The 15373-nt window shown below is 49.9% G+C and carries 13 protein-coding genes; 4 read left to right on the top strand and 9 right to left on the bottom strand.

What is annotated here, in order from left to right:
- Positions 1–14: 14 nt before the first annotated feature.
- A complete protein-coding gene (tonB, locus tag AAGR08_RS08530) occupies positions 15–743 on the bottom strand; it encodes a TonB system transport protein TonB (RefSeq protein ID WP_345829586.1) in 729 nt (242 codons plus the stop codon).
- Positions 744–947: 204 nt separating this feature from the next.
- On the opposite strand from tonB, the gene AAGR08_RS08525 reads away from it, so the two are divergent.
- On the top strand, positions 948–1244 hold the full coding sequence (locus AAGR08_RS08525) for a YciI family protein (RefSeq protein WP_007892393.1): 297 nt from the start codon (positions 948–950) through the stop codon (positions 1242–1244).
- Between the two features lie 189 nt (positions 1245–1433).
- Here AAGR08_RS08525 and AAGR08_RS08520 read toward each other — a convergent pair whose 3' ends face one another.
- A complete protein-coding gene (locus tag AAGR08_RS08520; protein ID WP_097097186.1) occupies positions 1434–1607 on the bottom strand; it encodes a YciY family protein in 174 nt (57 codons plus the stop codon).
- 162 nt (positions 1608–1769) lie between these two features.
- Between AAGR08_RS08520 and cls the strand changes: the two genes are divergently transcribed.
- Together cls and AAGR08_RS08510 are read left to right on the top strand one after the other, a co-directional pair.
- Positions 1770–3230: a cardiolipin synthase gene (gene cls, locus AAGR08_RS08515; protein WP_097097185.1), complete on the top strand. Its 1461-nt coding sequence runs from the start codon at positions 1770–1772 to the stop codon at positions 3228–3230.
- 37 nt (positions 3231–3267) lie between these two features.
- Positions 3268–3597, top strand: a complete 330-nt coding sequence (locus tag AAGR08_RS08510) for an HI1450 family dsDNA-mimic protein (protein WP_196250121.1) — start codon at positions 3268–3270, stop codon at positions 3595–3597.
- A 43-nt stretch (positions 3598–3640) separates the two neighbouring features.
- Here the strand turns inward: AAGR08_RS08510 and oppF are convergent, their stop codons facing one another.
- From oppF to AAGR08_RS08475, 7 genes are all read right to left on the bottom strand, one after another.
- The gene (gene oppF, locus AAGR08_RS08505; RefSeq protein WP_345829583.1) at positions 3641–4645 is read right to left on the bottom strand and encodes a murein tripeptide/oligopeptide ABC transporter ATP binding protein OppF; all 1005 of its coding nucleotides are present in this window, start codon (positions 4643–4645) and stop codon (positions 3641–3643) included.
- Entirely contained in the window at positions 4642–5661 is a 1020-nt protein-coding gene (locus tag AAGR08_RS08500) for an ABC transporter ATP-binding protein (protein WP_097097183.1), read from the bottom strand. The genes oppF and AAGR08_RS08500 overlap by 4 nt, the downstream gene beginning before the upstream one ends.
- An 11-nt stretch (positions 5662–5672) precedes the next feature.
- A complete protein-coding gene (gene oppC / locus AAGR08_RS08495) occupies positions 5673–6581 on the bottom strand; it encodes an oligopeptide ABC transporter permease OppC (RefSeq protein ID WP_007892380.1) in 909 nt (302 codons plus the stop codon).
- A gap of 15 nt (positions 6582–6596) precedes the next feature.
- On the bottom strand, positions 6597–7517 hold the full coding sequence (oppB, locus tag AAGR08_RS08490) for an oligopeptide ABC transporter permease OppB (RefSeq protein ID WP_007892378.1): 921 nt from the start codon (positions 7515–7517) through the stop codon (positions 6597–6599).
- Between the two features lie 80 nt (positions 7518–7597).
- Positions 7598–9238, bottom strand: coding sequence for an oligopeptide ABC transporter substrate-binding protein OppA (gene oppA, locus AAGR08_RS08485; RefSeq protein ID WP_345829581.1), 1641 nt, complete (start codon positions 9236–9238; stop codon positions 7598–7600).
- 157 nt (positions 9239–9395) lie between these two features.
- Entirely contained in the window at positions 9396–11009 is a 1614-nt protein-coding gene (locus AAGR08_RS08480; RefSeq protein ID WP_345829579.1) for an ABC transporter substrate-binding protein, read from the bottom strand.
- A 593-nt stretch (positions 11010–11602) separates the two neighbouring features.
- Positions 11603–12250, bottom strand: coding sequence for a YchE family NAAT transporter (locus tag AAGR08_RS08475; RefSeq protein ID WP_345829577.1), 648 nt, complete (start codon positions 12248–12250; stop codon positions 11603–11605).
- Between the two features lie 446 nt (positions 12251–12696).
- Here AAGR08_RS08475 and adhE point away from each other — a divergent pair, with 446 nt between their 5' ends.
- Complete coding sequence (gene adhE / locus AAGR08_RS08470) at positions 12697–15372, top strand: bifunctional acetaldehyde-CoA/alcohol dehydrogenase (RefSeq protein WP_345829575.1); 2676 nt, start codon at positions 12697–12699, stop codon at positions 15370–15372.
- Position 15373: the final 1 nt, after the last annotated feature.

Genomic DNA, 15373 nt, shown 5'->3' with positions numbered 1-15373 from the left:
TCAATCACATGGTTTTACTCGATATTCGCGCCGCCATTAATACGGAAAACGATATTCATGGTCAGATTTTTACCTGGACGACCGGGTTGATAGCGCCATTTCTTCATAGCCTGTTTCACTTCTCGCTCAAACATATTGCGCGGTTCAGCAGATAAAATCTCCACGTTGTCTACGCGACCATCACTATCCACATCAAACTGCACGCGTACGCGTCCTTCTACGCGCAGCGCAAATGCACGCGCGGGATAGGCGGGCTTACTCACATTCATCGCTTTCGGGCCATCTGAAACGCTTGGGGTCGCAGTCGGATTTGCTTTAGGTGCTGTCGTTGGGCGTGTCTGCGTAGTTGGCGCCTCTTGTTTGACCAAATTTTCCTGTGGCTTCACTTCCTGCCGTGGTTTCGGCTCAGGCTTTTTCTCAACCTTAGGCTTCGGTTTAGGTTTAGGCTTCGGCTTAGGTTCCGGTTTAGGAATGGGCACTGGCTCAACCTTGGGCGGTTCAGGCGCCACTTCTGGCTCTGGTTCGGGCTCTGGCGGAGGCGGTGTCACCTCTGCGGGTGCAGGCTCTGGCTGCACTTCCGGTGCCACAAGGGACACGCTAATTGGCTGTGACGCTTTTGGAACTTCAATGACCTGATGAAAGGATGCATAGAGAATGCCAGCAATCAACGAACCGTGAAGTACCACGGATAAAATTACAGCAACAGGAGTACGTGTAGGAAAAGGCGTAGTCAACGTGGTCATATCATTCATGTTCATTGAGTGAAGCGCAGATTTTAAATGCAAATAGCAATCAGTTTCAATAAGCGATGTGTAAGGCACCCATTTTAAGGCTTTTTTAACCCTCTTTGCGCTGAATGACAGTGTAAATATCTTTCGTTTGCACTCTGATTAACGATCACTTAACGTGTCACGCAATTTCGGCAAGTCTAACGGGAGTATCCCATCGTGCTTTACGTCATTTATGCGGAAGATACCGCTGATTCACTGGAAAAACGCAATTCGGTACGTCCCGCGCATCTTGCTCGTTTGAAGCTGCTGCAGGATGAAGGCCGTCTGATTGCTGCAGGCCCGCTACCAGCGGTTGATAGTAATGATCCAGGTCCGGCGGGTTTCACCGGCTCCGTGATTATCGCTGAGTTCTCCTCACTGGAAGTCGCGGAATCCTGGGCCAAAGATGATCCCTATATCGCAGCAGGCGTCTATGAGAAAGTCGCGGTTAAGCCGTTTAAACGCGTTTTCTGATTTATGTGGCAGCCTGTTTTACTGCTTTTGGCGGTGTTTGTACTCATTGGCAGGGCACTCCTAGTATGGCGTCAGCAAGGCTGGCGCAACGCACGACAGCACATCGTCATGCTAATTGTACTAGCAGCAGCATTACAGATGGTCAACGTGATCGTGGTGCTACGCGGCGCATAAAGCCGCGTATGCCAATCAGACCATTTGTGAAATAAATAGAATAGAGCGCCGATGTTGTTGCGCCACCTGATGACGAATGGTGTGGATACGTTTGTATCGACGCGATTGCCCTTCCAGCCAGCGAGCACGGCGACGATGTACCTGACGTAACATTCTCCAGCGCGCCACTTCATTTTTGCTGCGTCTCATCACATCCTCTCAGACAGGCTAAACTCGGCAGGGATTATAAAGATCTGCTCCAAAATGCCAAATCGAAACCTTCATCGAAGTGTCATTCACGATTAAAGGTTTCACTACCTGTGATCAGCACGTAAACTTTGCACTTCAAAGCGCGAACAGGATGTCCACTTAATGACCACATTTTATACCCTTATCAGTTGGTTGCTGCTCTTTGGCTACTGGTTGCTGATTGCGGGTGTCACGCTACGCATTCTGATGAAACGGCGCGCGGTGACCTCGGCAATGGCCTGGCTGCTGATCATCTATATATTGCCGCTGGTGGGTATAATCGCTTATCTCTCATTTGGTGAACTGCATTTGGGCAAACGGCGTGCTGAACGTGCCCGCACCATGTGGCCTTCAACCGCTAAATGGCTTAACGATCTTACGCAGTGCCGCCACATTTTCGCCACAGAACATAGCGAAGTCGCGCGCTCGTTGTTTGAGCTGTGTCGTCATCGCCAGGGGATTGCTGGCGTTAAAGGCAATCAGTTGCAGTTGCTGACCAGCTCCGATGATGTCATGCATGCGCTGATTCGCGACATCCAGCTGGCGCGCCATAATATCGAGATGGTGTTCTATATCTGGCATCCCGGCGGGTTAGCCGATGAAGTAGCAGAATCACTGATGGCTGCATCGCGGCGCGGCGTACATTGCCGCTTAATGCTGGATTCAGCCGGGAGCGTCACCTTCTTCCGCAGCCCGTGGGTCAATATGATGCGCAATGCGGGCATCGATGTGGTTGAAGCGCTTCAGGTAAGCCTGCTACGTGTGTTCCTGCGTCGTATGGATTTACGCCAGCATCGGAAAGTGGTGCTAATCGATAACTACATCGCCTACACCGGCAGCATGAATCTGGTCGATCCACGTTTCTTTAAGCAGGATGCCGGTGTCGGACAGTGGATCGATCTGATGGCACGCATGGAAGGTCCCGTGGCCACCACAATGGGCATTGTGTATGCCTGCGACTGGGAAATTGAAACGGGTAAACGTATTCTGCCGCCGGCACCTGATGCGAATGTCATGCCATTCGAGCAGGAAAGTGGCCATACCATTCAGGTGATCGCCTCCGGTCCCGGCTTTCCGGAAGATATGATTCATCAGGCACTGCTCACCGCGGTTTACTCAGCACGTGAGCAGTTGATCATGACAACGCCCTACTTCGTACCCAGCGATGACTTGCTGCACGCCATCTGCACCGCTGCATTACGTGGGGTTGAAGTCAGCATTATTGTACCGCGCCACAATGATTCGTTGCTGGTTGGTTGGGCTAGCCGCGCCTTCTTCACCGAACTGCTCGAAGCCGGCGTAAAAATTTATCAGTTTGAAGATGGCTTACTGCATACCAAAAGCGTTCTGGTGGATGGGCAACTGAGTTTAGTGGGCACTGTTAACCTGGATATGCGCAGCCTTTGGCTTAATTTTGAGATCACATTGGTGGTAGATGATGATGGCTTCGGCAGCGATCTCGCCACGGTACAAGATGATTATATCGCCCGCTCACGCTTACTGGATGGTGCGCGCTGGGCGAAACGTGCCTGGTGGCAGCGCATCGTTGAACGACTGTTTTACTTCTTTAGTCCTTTACTGTAAAACGAGCGAAAATATTACCGCCTCACGGCAAGCAGGAATGACCATGGATTTAAATAATCGCCTTACTGAAGATGAAACGCTGGAGCAGGCTTACGATATTTTTCTTGAGCTGGCAGGCGACAACCTTGATCCCGCAGACATCATTCTTTTCAATCTGCAGTTTGAAGAGCGCGGGGGCGCAGAGCTTTTCGATCCTTCTGAAGATTGGCAGGAACATGTGGATTTCGATCTGAACCCCGACTTCTTCGCTGAAGTGGTGATTGGATTGGGCGAAGCCGATGGCGAGCCGATTACTGATGTGTTCGCGCGCGTCCTGCTGTGCCGTGAAAAAGATCACAAGCTCTGCCACATTCTATGGCGCGAGTAAGTATCCTATAAAAAAACGCCGGGCATCCACCCGGCGTTTTTATTTATAGCGGATCGACTTTTAAACACGAAACCGCATGGCGGAAGCTGCCTTCCAGCAGCGGCCGCGTTTTTGCACACTCTGGGCCAGCAATCGGGCAACGCGTACGGAATACGCAACCTGATGGCGGATTAATTGGCGACGGTAGTTCCCCTTCCAGCAGCTGGATCTGCTTATTCTTCTCCAGATCAGGGTCAGGAATCGGCACCGCCGACATCAGCGCACGCGTATAAGGATGCTGCGGATTGTTATACACCGCATCGTAGGTGCCCAGCTCCACGGCATGGCCAAGATACATCACCAGTACGCGGTCGGAGATGTGTTTGACCACCGCCAGATCGTGCGCGATAAAGATCAGCGACAGCCCCATTTCGCGCTGCAACTTTTGCAACAAGTTAACGACCTGCGCCTGGATCGATACGTCCAGCGCCGACACAGGTTCATCGCAGATGATCAGTTTCGGTTCAAGGATTAAAGCGCGCGCTATGCCAATACGCTGACACTGACCGCCAGAGAACTCATGCGGATAGCGGTTGATAAGGTTCGGCAGTAAACCGACCTTCATCATCATGCTTTTTACCTTATCCTTTACTTCCTGGCGCGGCATTTTCGGGTAATAGGTGCGTAGCGGTTCAGCAATGATATCGCCGATGGTCATACGCGGGTTAAGCGACGCCAGCGGATCCTGGAAGATCATCTGGATATCGCTGCGTGCCTGGCGCCACTCTTCCTGGCTTTGCCCCAGCAGATCGCGACCGAGCCACGCTACGCGTCCCTCAGTGGCTTTTACCAGCCCGATAATTGCGCGAGCCAGCGTCGATTTTCCGCAGCCCGACTCACCCACAACGCCGAGCGTTTCACCTTCGTAGAGACGCAAGCTGACACCATCAACTGCTTTTAACGTGTGAGGCGGCTGCCAGAACCACTGTTTGCCATCCTTAATTTCGAAGTGCACCTTAAGATCGGCGATCTCGAGGAGGACTTTTTTCTCTTCAACTACGGCACTCATACTAACTCCTCCACCGGCTTGAAGCAGGCACGCAGACGACCTTCAGCAAAAGGTTCCAGCGGCGGTGCCTTGGCGCAAATGTCCATGGCGTAGGCGCAACGAGGCTGGAATGGACAGCCTTGTGGTAAGCGCAGCAGGTTTGGCGGGTTGCCAGGAATAGTGGTCAGCGACTCACCTTCTTCGGCATCCAGACGTGGCACTGCACTCAGCAGGCCAATTGAATACGGATGCGCAGGCTGATAGAACACATCGCGCGCGCGACCATATTCCATCGTTCGACCGGCGTACATCACCAGCACTTTGTCACAGATTCCCGCTACGACACCGAGATCGTGGGTAATCATCACGATCGCGGTGTTGAATTCGCGCTTGAGCTCATTCAGCAACGTCATGATCTGTGCCTGAACAGTCACGTCGAGCGCGGTGGTGGGCTCATCAGCAATCAGCAGTTTTGGCCGACACAGTAGCGCCATCGCAATCATTACACGCTGGCGCATACCGCCAGAGAACTCGTGCGGGAACATCTTCATGCGTTTACGTGCTTCCGGCATTTTCACTGCGTCCAGCATACGCACTGACTCTTCAAACGCCTGTGCGCTGTTCATGCCCTTATGTAACTTCAGCACTTCCATTAACTGCTCACCCACGCGCATATAGGGATTGAGCGACGTCATCGGATCCTGGAAGATCATCGAAATCTGCTCAGCACGCAGCTTGTTGAGCTTGTTTTCCGGCAGATTAAGGATCTCTTCGCCGTTAAACTTCGCCGAACCGCCTATACGTCCATTTTTCGCCAGCAGCCCCATCAGGGCAAACGCAGTTTGCGATTTACCTGAGCCAGATTCCCCCACAATTCCAAGCGTTTCACCTGCATGCAGTGAAAAGTTGAGATCGTTCACAGCTGTTACATCGCCATCATGAGTACTAAAGGTGACACGCAAATCTTTTACATCCAGTAGCAGGTTACCGTTTCCCGCACGCGCAGCTATTGCTGGCTGAAATTCATGGATAGTCATCGGGAAACTCCTTAACGATCTTTCGGGTCGAGGGCATCACGCAAGCCATCGCCGATAAAGTTAAAACAGAACAGCGTGACCACAAGGAAGCCTGCAGGGAACATTAGCAACCACGGCGACACTTCCATTGAGTTAGCACCGTCGCTGAGCAGCGCGCCCCAACTACTCAGGGGCTCTTGCGTACCGAGTCCGAGGAAACTGAGGAAAGATTCAAACAGAATCATGCTCGGAACCAGCAGCGAGGCGTACACCACCACCACACCCAGCACATTAGGCACGATGTGACGCAGTACGATATTGAAAGTACTCACGCCCCCTACCTGCGCCGCTTCGATAAACTCTTTACGTTTCAGGCCCAGTGTCTGACCGCGCACGATACGCGCCATATCCAGCCACGACACCATGCCAATTGCCACAAAGATCAGCAGAATGTTGCGACCAAAAAAGGTTACCAGCAGGATGACGAAGAACATAAACGGGAAGGAGTTAAGGATCTCGAGGATACGCATCATGACTGAATCAATTTTACCGCCCAGATAACCGGCTAATGAGCCATAGAGCGTGCCCACCAGTACCGCGATCAAGGCGGAAGCGATGCCGACCATCAGCGAAATACGGCCACCAATCGCGACGCGCACCAGCAGATCGCGTCCCGATGAGTCGGTACCAAACCAGTGGCCAGAAACCGTATCCGGCGCGGCAGACATCATCGCCCAGTCGGTATCGTCATATTTGAACTGCGACAACATAGGTGCAAACACTACGAACAGCGTGATTACCAGTAACACCAACAGACTGATGAACGCAGCACGGTTGTGAATAAAGCGGCGACGCGCATCCTGCCAGAGGCTGCGCCCTTCGACTTCCAGTTTTTCACTGAAGGCATCCAGAGCTTCGCTGTTTTTCTTACTTAACATCATGGGCGAGCTCCACAATCAGTAACGGATTTTTGGATCGATAACGGCATAGAGCACATCAACGATCGCGTTAAACAGAATGGTCAGCACGCCAACCAGAATGGTTAGACTCATCACCAGCGAATAGTCACGGTTCAGTGCCCCGTTAACGAACAGCTGACCGATGCCAGGCAAACCATAGATAGATTCAATCACCATTGAACCGGTGATAATGCCGACAAATGCTGGCCCCATGTAGGATAAGACTGGCAGCATAGCGGGCTTCAGCGCATGGCGCAGCACGATACGACGCAGCGGCAAGCCTTTAGCGCGTGCTGTACGGATGAAGTTTGAGTGCATCACTTCAATCATCGAACCGCGGGTAATACGCGCGATGCTGGCAATATAGGCCAATGAGAGCGCCACCATCGGCAGCAGCATGTAATTCCATTGGCCGCCGTTCCAGCCGCCGCCAGGAAGCCAGCGCAGGGTTATCGCAAAGACCAGCACCAGTAATGGTGCCACGACAAAGCTGGGGATCACCACGCCGGTCATCGCGACCCCCATCACGGCATAATCCCACAGACTGTTTTGCTTCAAGGCCGCGATGACGCCGGCCGTCACGCCCAGCACCACGGCGAGGAAAAATGCCGCCAGGCCGAGTTTGGCTGAAACCGGGAAGGCATGGCCTACCAGATAATTCACCGAGTAATCTTTGTATTTGAACGATGGCCCAAAATCACCGTGTGCTAACTGCACCAGATAGCTCAGGTATTGTTTGCCTATCGGATCGTTGAGATGGTATTTCGCTTCGATATTTGCCATCACCTCTGGCGACAGCACACGCTCGCCGGTAAATGGACTGCCGGGTGCCAGTCGCATCATGAAGAAAGAGATGGTGATGAGAATAAATAGCGTCGGGATGGCTTCGAGGAGCCGACGCAGGATGAATTTTAACATTGCCGTACCTACCAGGCTGTTGCTTCACAAATTAAAAAGGCGGTGCCGCAGCACCGCCACTGTCGATAGCCTGAGTGCTATTAATGTTTAATGATATACAGGTTTTTATCGACGGTTTTATCCAGCGGATCGTTACCGGTATAACCACCCACGTAAGGCTTCACCAGACGTGCGTTGACGTAGTAGTAAACTGGCACGATGGTGCTGTCTTTATCCAAAATCTGCTCTGCCTTCTGATAATCCGCTACACGCGCCTTATCGTCTGTGGCTTTAACGGCATCGTGGATAACTTTATCGAAGTCAGCGCTCTTATAATGTGAGGTGTTACTGCTGCTGTCAGACAGCATGATGTTCAGGAACGATGTGGGTTCGTTGTAATCGGCACACCATGCGGCACGGGAAACATCAAAGTTGCCCTGATGGCGCGTATCCAGGAAGGTTTTCCACTCCTGGTTCTCCAGCTTGATGTTCACACCGATATTTTTCTTCCAGATAGAAGAAGCGGCGATCGCCAGTTTTTTATGCAGATCGGAGGTGTTGTACAGCAGATTGAAGGTCAGCGGTTTATCTGCGGTATAACCCGCTTCAGCCAGCAGTTTTTTCGCTTCTTCATTACGCTTGTTCTGATCCCACTTGAACCAATCTGGTGGCAACAGTTCCATACCATCGGTGGCTGGCGGAGTAAAGCTGTAAGCCGGCTGCTGGCCTTGAGCCAGCACTTTGTTCACCATGATGTCACGATCCAGACCAAGCTTCAGTGCGGTACGTACGCGTGGATCGGTGAATGGCGCTTTCTGGTTGTTAATTTCGTAGTAGTAGGTGCAGAGATACGGCTTCACCATCAACTCTTTGCCATTATCACGCTGCAGCTTTTTGAACAGCTCGATGGGCATGTTGTTATAAGTAATATCGCTGCCGTTTTCAGAGAAGTAACGGTTAACATCACTGACTTCAGAGTTGATAGGCAGGAACGTCACTTTGTTCAATACGGTGTGCTCGTTATCCCAATATTGCGGATTGCGCACCAGCGTCACACGCTCGTTAATTACGTGTGATTCAAGTTTAAAGGCGCCATTGCCCACCCAGTTTTGCGGTTGGGTCCACTGATCGCCAAATTTGTCGATGGCGGGTTTATATACCGGAGACATGACGGAGTTAATCAGCAACTTGTAGAAGTACGGCACCGGCTCGCTCAGCGTCACTTCCAACGTATGATCATCAATTGCTTTGACACCAAGATCGGAGGTTGGCTTTTTGCCAGCGATGATGTCATCAACATTCACGATGTGGCCATATTGCGGATAGCTAGCATACGGGGATGCGGTTTTTGGATCGACCAGACGCTGCCAGCTGTAAACGAAATCTTGTGCGGTTACCGGCTCACCATTAGACCACTTAGCGTTCTTGCGCAGATGGAAGGTCCAGACTTTATAATCTTTATTTTCCCAGCTTTCAGCCACGCCCGGTACCGGCTTGCCATCGCTATCGCTGGTGATCAGGCCTTCATATAGGTCACGCGCGATGTTGTCTTCAGGCACACCTTCAATTTTGTGTGGATCCAGCGACTGTACCTCATCGCCGTTACCGCGGACCAACTCCTGTTTTGCTGCCAATTCAACGCCTGCTGGCACTGTTGCTGCCAGCGCGGCATTCCCTGCCAGCGCGCCGATTGCTGCTAATACGCCTGCAGCAATCAGGCTTTTTTTCGTGATGTTGTTCATTATTACGCTCCAGTTTTATTATCTTTACCAGGTCGATTCATCGCCTGGCGTCCCCTTTTCGGGTGGTCTTCGCCTGTCTGAACGAAGACCCGAATCACCCTTTAGGGTTTACCACGGTAAAGTGCCGTCCGACTGTAGCGTCGGATCGATACATTACTCAATGTTTCTTTATGTAATAGTATTTCAACGCCAGCATATCCTGCGGGTCTTTACCGGTGAAGCCGCCAACCCAAGGCTTAACCAGTCTCACGCTAACGCGGTAATAGACTGGCACAATGGGCGAGTCTTTATCGAGTTGCGCTTCCGCCTGCTGATAAAGCGAGGCACGGCCTGCTTCATCCGAATGCATGAGTGTTTGCTTCATTAATTGATCAAATTCTGGGCTGTTATAAAAGGCCGTATTAATCGACGAACCGCTTAATAACATATTCAGGAAAGTTGACGGTTCGTTATAATCGGCGCACCAGGTTGCACGGACCACGTCGTACTGCGCCTGATGCCGCGTTTCAAGTAGCGTTTTCCACTCCTGATTCTGTAATGTGACCACAGCACCGAGATTCTTTTGCCACATTGATGCTGCAGCGATCGCCTGCCTCTTATTCTGCTCAGATGTGTTATACAGCAGCGTAAAACGCAGCGGATTTTGTGGGTTAAAACCCGCCTGCGCTAATAATTCTTTCGCCGTGGCATTTCGCTCTGCCTGGGTTTGTTGTGCCCAGGCAGGAGGAGAAAGTGTAATGCCATGGGTGAACGGCGGTGTTAAGCCATAGGCAGGAATTTGTCCTTGCCCCATAATCTTTTGCGCAATAATGTCGCGGTCAAGTGTTAACTTTATAGCGGCACGCACGCGCCCATCATTGAAAGGCGCTTTTTTATTATTAATTTCATAGTAAAACGTGCATAAAAGAGGGCTGACTTTGACCTCGTCGCCGAGATCCTGCTGCAGTTTTTTAAACATCTCTGGCGGGACCGCGCTGTTAGTCATATCGGTCCCCCCGCTGCGATAGCGATTAATATCACTATTTTCCGAGGAGAGCGGTAAAAACACACCCTCCTCGATTACGGTATGTGCATTATCCCAATAGTCAGGATTGCGTTTAACCACGATTTTTTCATTCACCACCCATTCACTTAATGTAAAAGCGCCATTGCCTACATAGTGATTCGGCTGTGTCCACTGCTCACCCCACTGCTCAATGGCCGGACGATAAACCGGTTTCATGGCACTGTGCGCCAGCATGGCAACAAAATAGGGAACGGGTTCAGAAAGGGTAACCTGAAGGTGATGGTCGTCGAGAGCTTTAACGCCGAGTTCACCAGGCGCAGCTTTGCCAGATAGAACAGCGTCAATATTTTCAAGGTGTGCAGTTTGCAAATAGCTGGCGTAGGGCGACGCGGTTTTAGGATCGGCCAGACGCTGCCAGCTATAAACGAAGTCATGCGCGGTTACCGGTTCGCCATTACTCCATCGCGCATCGTTGCGCAGCGTAAAAGTCCAAATACGGCCGTTGTCACTTTGCCACGAACTGGCGACGCCTGGCACCAGTTGTCCGTTATTGTCGGTTTCAACGAGCCCTTCCAGTAAATTACGCATGACATTCGATTCAGGCACGCCTTCTGCCTTTTGCGGATCTAATGTTGCTACTTCACTGCCATTATTAATAACAATCCGTTGCACATCTGATAATGGGGTACCAGCCGGGATTTGTGCTGCCTGGCTCTGTGCCAGTATTCCCGCAAGGCATAAGGCTAGCACCGAAGGTGCAGCCATTTTCGCTACCATGCATTTCATCAACAAATATCAACCTTACTCATAAGCCTGATAGGGTGTAAGCAAAAAGCGTACACATTTGTCGCTATCAGAAAAAAATTTGTGGATGAGCCGAAATTATCAGAACCGTTGCCCGCGCGCCAAAGCTAAACTGCAAAAATGTTAGCAGATTCTCTTTTATCACGATCGGACATGCAGTGAAAGAGTTAATTTTTATCCAGAATTATCATCTAATTTTTTGATTTTAAAATAATTTTTGATGATTTTGCATGTGATCTATCCATCTTAGCTATTTTTTAATAAGTTATTCCAATATAACCATATAACTCTTCATCAGCCCTACTATTCGTTATTGAATTGGCGAATAACCTTTTAAACATGCTAATTAGTACGAATTAGGCAGAAGATTTATCTGTGATAATTATCACAATATTGAAGCGCTTTTAGATGCGGGCTAAAAAGTTAGTAGTAAAAGTGATGATGGCTGCGATGACTTTAGCAACAAGAATAAAATAACCAAAATGGTGCAATTAATCACTTGCGCGCACCATTTTGGGTCAAACATGCGGCGTTACAAAAAAATAACTGTGGGGTCAGTTAAGGAGTCCAGGAAAAATCGATTTCATGCCAGTTACGATAAACTCGATACCTAAAGCCATTAATAATAAGCCCATGATACGCGTAATGACGTTAATCCCCGTTTGACCAAGTAACCGAACCATTAAAGGTGCAGCACGAAAAAGAAGCCAACAGCTAAAAGCAAAAATGGCAATCGCAATACTTAAGCCAAGTAAATTTTGCCAACTGTCATAGCGCGTGCTCCAGACGATGGTTGAACTTATCGCACCGGGCCCCGCCATTAATGGTAAGGCCAGTGGCACCACGCCAATACTTTCACGAATGGCGCTCTCAGACTTCTCCTGCTTATTTTGCTTATCTTCCCCGAGCTTCCCGCTGATCATCGACATCGCTATGGTGACAACCAGGATTCCCCCCGCAATACGGAACGAATCAATTGAGATACCAAAGACATGTAAAATGCCATCCCCGAGAAAAAGGGAAGTCCAGAGAATGATGGCGACGGCCAAATTTGCCGTAAGATTGGTTTTGTTGCGCTCCGCTACACCCTGGTAGCTGGTCATACTGATAAAAACCGGGATGATGCCCACCGGATTCACTAAGGCAAACAACCCGACAAAAAACTTAATGTAGCCGGAAAGATCGAGTAGTACGGGATTCAAAGTGGGCTCCGGTAAGGTCTGAATTGAAAATCGCGCTTAATGTAGTGCAAAAGCCGGGCGTAAAACCAGAGGTAAAGGCAGAAAATTATGCTACCTGTCCCGGTCATAACCAGTTTATCTGACTACTGTTACTCAAAAGTTATAACGATGCAGCTTGAGCGTTCAGAGAATGTGGCAAAGCACACTAACTTTACTTGCGAAAGTTAGTGCTGAAAGGTGTCAGCTTGGGTTCGAATTGATCCAAATCATTATTTACCTACCTCAACAGGGGTAATCTTACCCCATTGAAACCACTTCCGGAGCGTTTAGGCATCTTGACCAGGAAACCCTTTTAGTAAGCAAAGACAATACAGTTGTTAACTTGAGCAATTTATAAGCTTAGCGTGACTATACTTCTGGATCAGGCTTGTTTACTAAAAGAGTTTAACTTCCTTCAGGAGAGCACTATGGCCGTTACTAATGTTGCCGAACTTAATGCACTGGTAGAGCGTGTTAAAAAGGCACAGCGTGAATTCGCTAATTTTAGTCAGGAACAAGTGGATGCAATTTTCCGCGCTGCCGCCCTCGCCGCTGCAGATGCCCGTATTCCACTGGCCAAAATGGCCGTCGCCGAATCTGGCATGGGTATTGTTGAAGATAAAGTGATCAAAAACCACTTCGCTTCAGAGTACATTTACAATGCCTATAAAGATGAAAAGACCTGCGGTATCCTTGCAACCGACGACACTTTTGGCACCATCACCATTGCCGAACCCATTGGCTTAATCTGCGGTATTGTACCTACCACTAACCCAACTTCTACTGCTATTTTCAAGGCGTTGATCAGCCTGAAAACCCGTAATGGCATCATTTTTTCCCCACATCCGCGCGCAAAAGATGCCACGAATAAAGCGGCTGATATTGTTCTGCAAGCTGCAATCGCTGCAGGTGCACCGAAAGACATCATTGGCTGGATTGATGCCCCATCGGTTGAACTGTCGAATCAATTAATGCATCACCCAGATATCAATTTAATCCTTGCCACCGGTGGTCCAGGCATGGTGAAGGCGGCGTATAGCTCTGGCAAACCTGCCATTGGCGTTGGCGCGGGCAATACCCCAGTCGTGATTGATGAAACAGCCGACATTAAACGTGCAGTTGCATCAATTCTGATGTCGAAAACCTTTGATAACGGCGTGATTTGTGCTTCTGAACAATCTGTAATTGTGGTTGATTCAGCATATGACGCTGTACGCGCACGCTTTGAGAGCCACGGTGGTTACCTGTTGCAGGGCCAGGAGCTGAAGGCCGTTCAGGACATTATCCTGAAAAATGGTGCATTGAATGCCGCCATTGTAGGACAGCCGGCAGCGAAAATTGCCGAACTGGCGGGGATTACCGTACCGGCAAACACCAAAATTCTTATTGGTGAAGTGAAGCTGGTAGACGAGTCTGAACCGTTTGCGCATGAAAAATTATCACCGACATTAGCCATGTATCGCGCTAAGGATTACCACGACGCCGTTGATAAAGCGGAAAAACTGGTAACCATGGGTGGTATTGGACATACCTCATGTCTGTATACCGACCAGGATAATCAGATTGAGCGCGTACACTACTTCGGCGATAAAATGAAAACCGCTCGTATTCTTATCAATACCCCAGCGTCACAAGGCGGTATCGGTGACCTGTATAACTTCAAGCTGGCTCCGTCACTGACACTGGGCTGCGGTTCATGGGGGGGTAACTCCATTTCTGAAAACGTGGGACCTAAACATCTCATCAACAAGAAAACCGTGGCCAAGCGAGCTGAAAATATGTTGTGGCATAAACTTCCGAAGTCTATCTACTTCCGTCGCGGCTCACTGCCGATTGCCCTTGAAGAAGTGGCAACTGACGGGGCTAAACGCGCCTTCATCGTTACTGACCGCTTCCTGTTCAATAACGGTTATGCCGATCAAGTTACTCGCGTACTGAAATCACACGGCATTGAAACTGAAGTGTTCTTTGAAGTTGAGGCAGATCCAACGCTGAGCATTGTGCGTAAAGGCGCGGAACAGATGAACAGTTTCAAACCTGACGTGATCATTGCCCTCGGCGGTGGTTCACCGATGGACGCTGCAAAAATCATGTGGGTCATGTACGAACACCCTGAAACGCATTTTGAAGAGCTGGCGCTGCGCTTTATGGACATCCGTAAACGTATCTATAAGTTCCCAAAAATGGGGGTGAAAGCACGTATGGTTGCCATCACCACCACCTCTGGTACAGGTTCTGAAGTGACTCCATTTGCGGTAGTTACTGATGATGCAACAGGCCAGAAATATCCGCTTGCGGACTATGCACTAACCCCAGACATGGCAATTGTTGATGCTAATCTGGTGATGGATATGCCGCGTTCTCTCTGCGCATTTGGCGGCCTTGATGCGGTGACACACTCACTTGAAGCTTATGTGTCAGTATTAGCCAATGAATATTCAGATGGTCAGGCACTTCAGGCGCTGAAATTGTTGAAAGAGAACCTGCCTGCCAGCTATCGTGACGGCGCTAAAAATCCGGTTGCACGTGAGCGTGTTCACAATGCAGCGACTATCGCGGGTATTGCGTTTGCTAACGCATTCCTTGGAGTATGTCACTCTATGGCGCATAAACTGGGTTCTGAGTTCCACATCCCGCATGGCCTTGCTAATGCGCTGCTTATCTCAAACGTGATTCGTTATAACGCGAATGACAATCCAACTAAGCAGACGGCTTTCAGCCAGTATGACCGCCCTCAAGCACGCCGTCGTTATGCTGAAGTGGCAGATCATCTGGGACTTTCAGCTGTAGGCGACCGTACCGCGCAGAAAATTGAAAAACTGCTGGCCTGGCTGGAAGAGATGAAAACACAGCTGGGAATTCCAACCTCTATCCGCGAAGCGGGTGTACAGGAAGCTGATTTCCTCGCGAAAGTAGACAAACTGGCAGAAGATGCATTCGATGACCAATGTACTGGCGCCAACCCTCGGTATCCGCTGATTGCTGAACTGAAACAAATTATGCTGGATACCTTCTACGGTCGTGAATTCTCTGAGTCTTACAGTGAAAAAGCTGCTGAGACAAAAGCAGGAGTGAAAATCGAGAAGAAAACCAAAAAAGCCTAAA

It is taken from the genome of Pantoea sp. BRR-3P, assembly GCF_039621635.1.
Classification (GTDB): domain Bacteria; phylum Pseudomonadota; class Gammaproteobacteria; order Enterobacterales; family Enterobacteriaceae; genus Pantoea; species Pantoea floridensis.
The sequence above is the reverse complement of the archived record's forward strand: the minus strand, read 5'-3'. Positions and strand labels throughout refer to the sequence as shown.

Excerpts from the sequence above, each read along its gene's own strand:
- AAGR08_RS08510 (WP_196250121.1), top strand. The coding sequence starts at position 3,268 with ATGACCATGGATTTAAATAATCGCCTTACTGAAGATGAAACGCTGGAG.
- AAGR08_RS08520 (WP_097097186.1), bottom strand. The coding sequence starts at position 1,607 with ATGAGACGCAGCAAAAATGAAGTGGCGCGCTGGAGAATGTTACGTCAG.
- oppC (WP_007892380.1), bottom strand. The coding sequence starts at position 6,581 with ATGATGTTAAGTAAGAAAAACAGCGAAGCTCTGGATGCCTTCAGTGAA.
- AAGR08_RS08500 (WP_097097183.1), bottom strand. The coding sequence starts at position 5,661 with ATGACTATCCATGAATTTCAGCCAGCAATAGCTGCGCGTGCGGGAAAC.
- cls (WP_097097185.1), top strand. The coding sequence starts at position 1,770 with ATGACCACATTTTATACCCTTATCAGTTGGTTGCTGCTCTTTGGCTAC.
- AAGR08_RS08480 (WP_345829579.1), bottom strand. The coding sequence starts at position 11,009 with ATGGCTGCACCTTCGGTGCTAGCCTTATGCCTTGCGGGAATACTGGCA.
- oppB (WP_007892378.1), bottom strand. The coding sequence starts at position 7,517 with ATGTTAAAATTCATCCTGCGTCGGCTCCTCGAAGCCATCCCGACGCTA.
- oppF (WP_345829583.1), bottom strand. The coding sequence starts at position 4,645 with ATGAGTGCCGTAGTTGAAGAGAAAAAAGTCCTCCTCGAGATCGCCGAT.
- adhE (WP_345829575.1), top strand. The coding sequence starts at position 12,697 with ATGGCCGTTACTAATGTTGCCGAACTTAATGCACTGGTAGAGCGTGTT.
- tonB (WP_345829586.1), bottom strand. The coding sequence starts at position 743 with ATGACCACGTTGACTACGCCTTTTCCTACACGTACTCCTGTTGCTGTA.
- oppA (WP_345829581.1), bottom strand. The coding sequence starts at position 9,238 with ATGAACAACATCACGAAAAAAAGCCTGATTGCTGCAGGCGTATTAGCA.